This window comes from Longimicrobium sp., from assembly GCF_036280135.1.
GTDB lineage: Bacteria > Gemmatimonadota > Gemmatimonadetes > Longimicrobiales > Longimicrobiaceae > Longimicrobium.
This window is the reverse complement of record NZ_DASURI010000559.1, coordinates 1-7,832: the sequence shown is the minus strand read 5'-3', so window position 1 is coordinate 7,832 and position 7,832 is coordinate 1. Positions and strand designations below refer to the sequence as shown.

The 7,832-nt window shown below is 68.5% G+C and carries 8 protein-coding genes and 1 pseudogene; all 9 read left to right on the top strand.

Features of this window, described 5'->3' with window-relative positions; all coding sequences use genetic code 11:
- Positions 1 to 1,176: elongation factor Tu (gene tuf, locus VFZ20_RS18130; RefSeq protein WP_329685333.1), on the top strand; the 1,176-nt coding region annotated here is incomplete at its 5' end.
- Positions 1,177 to 1,256: 80 nt separating this feature from the next.
- Complete coding sequence (gene rpmG / locus VFZ20_RS18125) at positions 1,257 to 1,406, top strand: 50S ribosomal protein L33 (protein WP_329685332.1); 150 nt, start codon at positions 1,257 to 1,259, stop codon at positions 1,404 to 1,406.
- 77 nt (positions 1,407 to 1,483) lie between these two features.
- Entirely contained in the window at positions 1,484 to 1,693 is a 210-nt protein-coding gene (gene secE, locus VFZ20_RS18120) for a preprotein translocase subunit SecE (protein ID WP_329685331.1), read from the top strand.
- Between the two features lie 9 nt (positions 1,694 to 1,702).
- Positions 1,703 to 2,254 (top strand): transcription termination/antitermination protein NusG, encoded by a 552-nt coding sequence (nusG, locus tag VFZ20_RS18115; protein ID WP_329685330.1) that lies wholly within the window; start codon positions 1,703 to 1,705, stop codon positions 2,252 to 2,254.
- 28 nt (positions 2,255 to 2,282) lie between these two features.
- Positions 2,283 to 2,708: a 50S ribosomal protein L11 gene (gene rplK / locus VFZ20_RS18110; protein WP_329685329.1), complete on the top strand. Its 426-nt coding sequence runs from the start codon at positions 2,283 to 2,285 to the stop codon at positions 2,706 to 2,708.
- A gap of 278 nt (positions 2,709 to 2,986) precedes the next feature.
- On the top strand, positions 2,987 to 3,682 hold the full coding sequence (rplA, locus tag VFZ20_RS18105) for a 50S ribosomal protein L1 (protein WP_329685328.1): 696 nt from the start codon (positions 2,987 to 2,989) through the stop codon (positions 3,680 to 3,682).
- A gap of 3 nt (positions 3,683 to 3,685) precedes the next feature.
- A complete protein-coding gene (rplJ, locus tag VFZ20_RS18100; RefSeq protein WP_329685327.1) occupies positions 3,686 to 4,216 on the top strand; it encodes a 50S ribosomal protein L10 in 531 nt (176 codons plus the stop codon).
- 108 nt (positions 4,217 to 4,324) lie between these two features.
- Positions 4,325 to 4,711, top strand: a complete 387-nt coding sequence (rplL, locus tag VFZ20_RS18095) for a 50S ribosomal protein L7/L12 (protein WP_349264105.1) — start codon at positions 4,325 to 4,327, stop codon at positions 4,709 to 4,711.
- 275 nt (positions 4,712 to 4,986) lie between these two features.
- A pseudogene (locus VFZ20_RS18090) lies at positions 4,987 to 7,832 on the top strand (hypothetical protein); the annotation flags it as partial.

The window sequence follows — 7,832 nt, the reverse complement described above, 5'->3', positions numbered from 1 at the left end:
GAGCGCAACAAGCCGCACGTGAACGTGGGCACCATCGGCCACGTGGACCACGGCAAGACCACGCTGACGGCCGCGATCACGCGGATCCAGGCGGCGAAGGGTCTGGCGGACTTCACGAGCTTCGACAACATCGACAAGGCTCCCGAGGAGCGGGCGCGCGGCATCACGATCTCCACGGCGCACGTGGAGTACCAGACGCCGAACCGCCACTACGCGCACGTGGACTGCCCGGGCCACGCCGACTACGTGAAGAACATGATCACGGGCGCGGCGCAGATGGACGGGGCGATCCTGGTGGTGAGTGCGGCCGACGGCCCCATGCCGCAGACGCGCGAGCACATCCTCCTGGCGCGCCAGGTGAACGTGCCGTACATCGTGGTGTTCATGAACAAGGTCGACATGGTCGACGACCCGGAGCTTCTGGAGCTGGTGGAGCTGGAAGTCCGCGAGCTTCTGAGCGAGTACGACTTCCCGGGCGACGACACGCCGATCGTGAAGGGCTCGGCGCTCAAGGCGCTGGAGGGCGGCGACCCGAACAGCGAGTGGGGCCAGAAGATCACGGAGCTGATGGACGCGATCGACAGCTGGATCCCGCAGCCGGAGCGCCAGATCGACAAGCCGTTCCTGATGCCGGTGGAGGACGTGTTCTCCATCACGGGCCGCGGCACGGTGGCCACGGGCCGCATCGAGCGCGGCATCATCAAGGTGGGCGAGACGGTGGAGCTGGTGGGCTTCGGTGCGGAGAAGAGCACGACGGTCACCGGCGTGGAGATGTTCCGCAAGCTGCTGGACGAGGGCCAGGCGGGCGACAACGTGGGCCTGCTGCTTCGCGGCGTGGCCAAGGACGAGATCGAGCGCGGGATGGTGCTGGCGAAGCCCAAGACCATCACGCCGCACACGAAGTTCAAGGCCGAGGTGTACGTGCTGACGAAGGAGGAGGGCGGCCGCCACACGCCGTTCTTCAACGGGTACCGTCCGCAGTTCTACTTCCGCACGACGGACGTGACGGGCAGCGCCAACCTCCCCGAGGGGGTGGAGATGGTGATGCCGGGCGACAACGTGCAGATGAGCGTGGAGCTGATCACGCCCATCGCCATGGAGAAGGAGCTGCGCTTCGCCATCCGCGAGGGCGGCCGCACCGTGGGCGCCGGCGTCGTTACCGAGATCCTGGACTGATCCCAGGCGGACGTTAGCGGTGGGGAGGCACCGTCGCCTCCCTGCCGTTCGTCGTCTTATCGAAGGCAGGAGAAACAGCCATGCGCGACAAGATCATCCTCGCCTGCACGGAGTGCAAGGAGAGGAACTATCACAAGACCAAGAACAAGCGTCTGCACCCCGAGCGGGTGGAGTACAACAAGTACTGCCCGCGGTGCAACACGCACCGGCCGCACAAGGAAACCAAGTAAGCGGTCATCCGGCGTACGCCGCGGCCGGCCCGCACGGGGCCGGCCCGCACCCATTGCATTGCCAACGGTTTCCTCGCATGGCTGAGAACACGCGTACCTCCCCGCGGGACTTCGTGTCCGAGGTGGTGGAGCAGGTAAAGAAGGTCACCTGGCCCGACCGGGCGCAGCTGCAGAGCTCCACGGGCATCATCGTGGGCTTCATGCTGGCCATGGGCGCCATCATCTTTGGCATCGACACGGTCGTGCGCACGGTCCTGGACGCGGTCTCTTCCCTGTTCGCGAGCTGAGGCGCGCCCATGGCCGACGCCAAGTGGTACGCCATCCAGAGCTACTCGGGGCACGAGAACAAGGTCCAGCGGCTCATCCAGCGCCGGATCGACGAGGAGCAGGGCGAGCCGGAGAGCAAGCAGATCCAGGAGGTGATGGTCCCCACCCGTGAAGAGGTGGAGCTGCGCAACGGAAAGCGCGTGACCGTCACCCGCAAGCTGTACCCGGGGTACGTGCTGGTGAAGATGGTCTACAACCAGCGCACGGCGCACCTGGTGAACAGCATCCAGGGTGTCATCAAGTTCCTGGGCACCGGGGCCGAGCCGCAGCCGCTCACGGACGACGAGCTGGCCAAGGTGATGGGGCAGGAGGTGGAAGCTCCCGCCGCCCCCGAGGCGCCGGTGGTGCTCATCCCCTTCACCCATGGACAGGTGGTGGAGGTCACGGACGGGCCGTTCAAGGAGTTCAGCGGCACCGTGCAGGAGATCGACCACGACAAGGGCAAGGTGAAGGTAGAGGTTTCGCTGTTCGGGCGACCCACCTCCATCGAGCTGGACTACACGCAGCTCCGCGGCTTCTAGGCCCTGAGCGGTTGAGACGAGGCGAACGATGGCGAAGAAAGTCACCGGATTCATCAAGCTGCAGGTTCCCGCCGGCGCGGCCAACCCGGCGCCCCCCGTGGGCCCGGCCCTGGGCCAGCACGGCGTGAACATCATGGAGTTCTGCAAGCAGTTCAACGCGCGCACCCAGGGCCAGCCGGGGATGATCATCCCCGTGGAGATCACGGTGTACGCGGACCGCTCCTTCACGTTCATCACCAAGACGCCCCCGGCGGCGGTGCTGATCAAGAAGGCCATCGGCCTGGACAAGGGCTCGGCGTCCTCCAAGAAGACCAAGGTGGGCCGCATCACGCAGGAGCAGCTGCGGACCATCGCCGAGACCAAGATGCCCGACCTGAACGCGGCCGACGTCGAGGGCGCCATGCGCCAGATCGCCGGCACCGCGCGGTCGATGGGCGTCGAAGTGGTCGACTGAGAAGGAAAGTGACAAGTACCAAGTGCCTGGTGCCAAGTTTGTTACTTGGAACTTGGCACTGGGAACTTGGCACTCCATCGCACGACCGGGACGCGTGAGGTGTGCGCCCCGGCCGAAGGCGGGAGAAGCGGAATCCAGCCGAAACGCACAGGAAGCGGTCTCCCGCCCTTCCGTCCCGTTTCGGGGCACGGCTGGCTTCCCGTCCGAAGAACCACCGCGGCGATAGGCGGCGCGAGCGGTGGGAGGACTTTGTTCAGCAGTCCGTCTGCAGGGGGTACATGCCAAAGCACGGGAAGAAGTTCCGCGATGCGCAGGCCCGCGTGCCCGAGGGGTCCACGTTTCAGCCCACCGAGGCCGTCGGCCTCGTGAAGGAGCTGAGCTTCGCCAAGTTCGACGAGACCGTCGAGGTCGCCGTTCGGCTTGGCGTGGACCCGCGGCATGCGGACCAGATCGTCCGCGGCGCCGTCGTGCTTCCCCACGGCACGGGGAAGACGGCGCGCGTGCTGGTGATCGCCCAGGGCGACAAGGCGCGCGAGGCGGAGGAGGCCGGTGCCGATTTCGTGGGCACCGAGTACGTGGCGAAGATCAAGGATGGCTGGCTGGACTTTGACGTCGCGGTCGCCACGCCGGACATGATGGGCCAGGTGGGCCAGCTGGGCCGCATCCTGGGCCCGCGCGGGCTCATGCCCACGCCCAAGGCCGGCACGGTCACCATGGACGTGGCCCGCGCCGTCCGCGAGATCAAGGCCGGCAAGATCGAGTTCCGCGTGGACCGCACGGGGAACGTTCACGGTCCCATCGGCAAGATCTCGTTCGAGCCCACCAAGCTCGAAGAGAACCTGAACGCGTTCATGGACACCGTCATCCGGGCCAAGCCGGCGGCCGCCAAGGGCACGTACGTGCGGTCCGTGACGGTCAGCAGCACCATGGGGCCGGGCGTGCCGGTGGACGCCAACCTCTACCGGCGGGGCTGAGCCATGAAGAAAGACGAGAAGGACGTCGTCGTCGCGGACCTGCAGGAAAAGCTGCAGGGCGCAAGCGCCTTCTACCTCACGGACTTTACCGGGCTGAGCGTGAAGCAGATCACGCAGTTCCGGGCCCGCCTGCGCAAGCAGGGGGTGGAGTACGTGGTGGTGAAGAACACGCTGGCCAAGCGCGCCATCGAAGGGATGGAGCTGCCCGACGTGGCCGGCTTCTTCAGCGGCCCCACGGGGCTGGTGATCGGGCGCGAGGACGCCGTGGCCGCGGCCAAGGTGCTGTCCGACTTTGCCCGTGAGTTCGGCGACCGGCCCGCCGTCAAGGTGGGCGTGGTGGACCGCAAGTCGTTTGGTCCCGAGCAGGTGAAGCAGCTCGCGGACATGCCGCCCCGTGAAGTGCTGCTGGCGCAGATCGCCGGCGGCCTGCAGGCGCCCATGGCGCGCCTGGTGGGCGGAATGAGCCAGCTGATGGCCGGGTTCGCCCGCGCCGTTGACCAGCTGCGCCAGCAGAAGGAAGGCGCGGCGGCCTGACCTGCGCCCGCGGGGCGGCAACGCCCTGCCGGGGACAAAACGCTGACCGGCCCTGCCGGTGATCCGATCTGAACCGTACTGAACCTGTAGATTCAAGGAGCCCCTGAGATGGCGACCATGACCCGTGACGAGCTGCTCGACGCGATCGGCAACATGACCGTTCTCGAGCTTTCGGAGTTCGTGAAGGCCTTCGAGGAGAAGTTCGGCGTGACCGCGGCTGCCCCGGTGGGCGTTGCGGCCCCGGCCGCCGGCGGCGGCGCCGCGGCCCCCGTGGCCGAGGAGCAGACCGAGTTCGACGTGGTGCTCACGTCGGCCGGCGAGAAGAAGATCCAGGTCATCAAGGTCGTGCGCGAGCTGACCGGCCTGGGCCTGAAGGAGGCCAAGGACCTGGTCGACGGCGCGCCGAAGACCGTGAAGGAAGCCGCTTCCAAGGAAGAGGCCGCGGCCATGAAGGCGAAGCTCGAGGAGCAGGGCGCCGCCGTCGAGCTGAAGTAACCGGCCGGTGTGGTCCGGCGCGCGGGAACCCCCGCGCGCCGGTCCGCGGGCCGGGGCGGCGACGGCCGCAACGAGCCCCATCACCCGGTCCACTTCAGCCCGGCTGGCCATGACGCGCAGGACTCTGATCAATTTCCGACGGACGGTACGCCACCCCGCCGATTTTTCTCGGTCGGGGTCGTTTGCGCTTTTCCGTATCCACGCACGCTGAGAGGGAGACCCACTTGGCAACGCTAGATAAACCGATCGTCTCTTTCGCCAAGCTGACGTCGGGGATGGAGCATCCCAACCTCCTGGACGTGCAGCTGCGGGCGTTCGACACGCTGCTCCAGACCGACGCGGCCGCGCGCGAGCGCGAGGACGTGGGCCTCGAGCGCGTATTCAACGAGATCTTCCCCATCTCCGACGTCAACGGGAACTTCTCCCTGGAGTTCGTTCGGTACTCGCTGGGCGAGCCGAAGTACGACATGGAGGAGTGCATGGAGCGCGACATGACGTACGCGGCTCCCCTCAAGGCGACGCTCCGGCTGGTGGTGTGGGAGGACGTGGGCGACGAGCGCCGGCCCAAGGACATCATCGAAAAGGAAGTGTACCTGGGGGACCTGCCGGTCCTGACGCCCCTGGGAACGTTCATCATCAACGGCGCGGAGCGCGTCATCGTCAGCCAGCTGCACCGGTCGCCGGGCGTGGTGTTCGAGGAGAACATCCACCCCAACGGCAGCAAGCTGTACAGCGCCCGCATCATCCCCTTCCGCGGCTCGTGGGTGGAGTTCACCCTCGACATCCACGACGTGGTCGCGGTGCACATCGACAAGAAGAAGAAGTTCCCCGCCACGGCGCTGCTGCGGGCGGTGGGCTTCAGCCGCGACGCCGACGTCCTGGACGTGTTCTTTGACCGGGAGACGGTGGCGCTGGGCACGCTGGAGACGGCCAACACCCGCGAGGGGCGGCGCGGCGAGGTGTTCCACGGCTTTCTGGCCGAGGACGTCCCCGACCCGTCCATCCTGGGTCCCGAGGGCCCGGTGCTGTACCGCGAGGTCGTGCTCCCCTCCACGGGCGAGGTGTTCGACCGCGGCAAGCGGCTGACCCGCGAGCTGTACTCGGCCCTGCGCGAGGCGGGCGTGTCGCACTTTCCCGTCGTGGGGCAGGCCCTGGTGGCCCGCGCCGGCGACGAGCTCAACGGCGAGACGCTGGGCCGCCTGCTGCGGGCCGGCATCGAGAGCGTGAACGTGTACCGCGGCACGGGCCACGGCGGCACGGCGCTGCGCGCCACGCTGGCCAAGGACCCCACGCGGGGCACGCTGGACTCGCTGTTCGCCATCCACAACCTGGTGCGCCCGGGCACGGCCCCCGCGCCCGACGTGTGGAGCGAGGACGAGTTCCTGGCCGGCGGCGACAGCATCATGCACATCGCCGACTTCCTGAACGCGTGGGCGGAGCGCGGCGCGCAGCCCGTGGACCCCATGAGCCGCGAGGCGCAGCGCTCGGCCGAGGAGCGCATGCTGCGCTTCGCGCAGGAGCGCGGCATTCGTTACGTGTGGGAGAGCTTCCGCGACGACCGCACGGAAAAGGCGGGGCGTCCCAGCCGCGTGCTGGTGTACGAGCTCAACCGCGTGGTGCAGGTGTACGTGGCCGTGTGGCGCCTGCTGTTCCAGCCCCGCACGTCGCTGTTCGTGGCGGGCGACCTGGCCGGCAACGCCAACAACCCCGTCGCCAGCACCGACTACTCGGAGTACACCGAGGAGTCGCTGAACAAGCGGTACGACCTGGGCCGCGTGGGCCGCTACAAGATCAACCAGCGGCTGGCCCCGGCGTTCGAGTCGCTGGGCTACACGGTGCCGCCGGCGGGCATGACGGCGCTCACGGCGCAGGACGTCCTGGCCATCCTGTGGCAGCTGGTGGAACTCCACGAGGGCCGCGGCGACACCGACGACATCGACCACCTGGGCAACCGCCGGGTGCGCAGCGTGGGCGAGCTCATCGCCAACCAGTTCTCCGTGGGCCTGTCGCGCATGGCGCGGCTGGTGCGCGAGCGCATGTCGATCGTGTCGGACCCCGACAAGATCAACATCGACGACCTGGTGAACGCGCGCACGGTGTCGGCGGTGATCCAGCAGTTCTTCGGGTCGTCGCAGCTGAGCCAGTTCATGGACCAGACCAACCCCCTGGCCGAGATGACGCACAAGCGTCGCCTGTCGGCCCTGGGACCGGGCGGTCTGACCCGCGAGCGCGCCGGCTTCGAGGTGCGTGACGTGCACTACTCGCACTACGGGCGCATGTGCCCGATCGAGACGCCGGAAGGCCCCAACATCGGCCTGATCAACTCGCTCACGACGTACGCCCGGATCAACGACCTGGGCTTCATCGAGACGCCGTACCGCAAGGTGGTGCGCGCCATCGTGCGCTACCCCGCCGAGGCGCGGCTGGACGAGGCCGTGCGCCTGGTGCTGGGCGACCGCGCGCGGGTGTTCGCCAAGAAGGGCGAGACCATCGACGCCGTCCGCGGCCGCGAGGTGTTCCGCGCCATGATCGTGGGCGCCGAGCTGGCCGAGGACGTGGCCGACTGGAACGCGCTGTTCCCGCGCATGCTGGCGGGCGAGCTGGACCAGGAGGCGTTCGAGCGCGAGCTGGCCACGCTGCCCCTGCTGGCCCGCCGCGGCGAGCGCATCACGGACGACCTGGCGGACCGCATCAGCGCCCAGCCCGTGAACCTCGTGCGCGTGGTGAGCCGGCGCGCGGGCGCGGCGGCGCGCGGCGTGGCCCCCGAGGCCATCCGCAACCCCATGTCGCTCCCCGTGCGGGTGTACCAGCCCACGACGGCGGCCGTGCTGGCCGTGCCGGGGACGGTGCTCACGGCCGAGGTGACGGAGGCCCTCTTCGCCCGGCAGTCGCAGGGGCTGGAGGTGCAGGAGTGGGGCGACACGCCCGACGAGGTGGCCCTGGACTACACCAGCGGCGTGCCCGCGCTGCCCCCCGAGGGCGAGGTGGGCCGCGTGCTGCTGGGCGCGACGGCCAAGACGACGCACGTGACCCCCGTGGTCACGCGCATCACGGCGTGGCTCTCCGCCAACGAGGAAGAGGCGGCCCGCATCGCCCAGGCGAACGCGCTGCTCACGCAGGG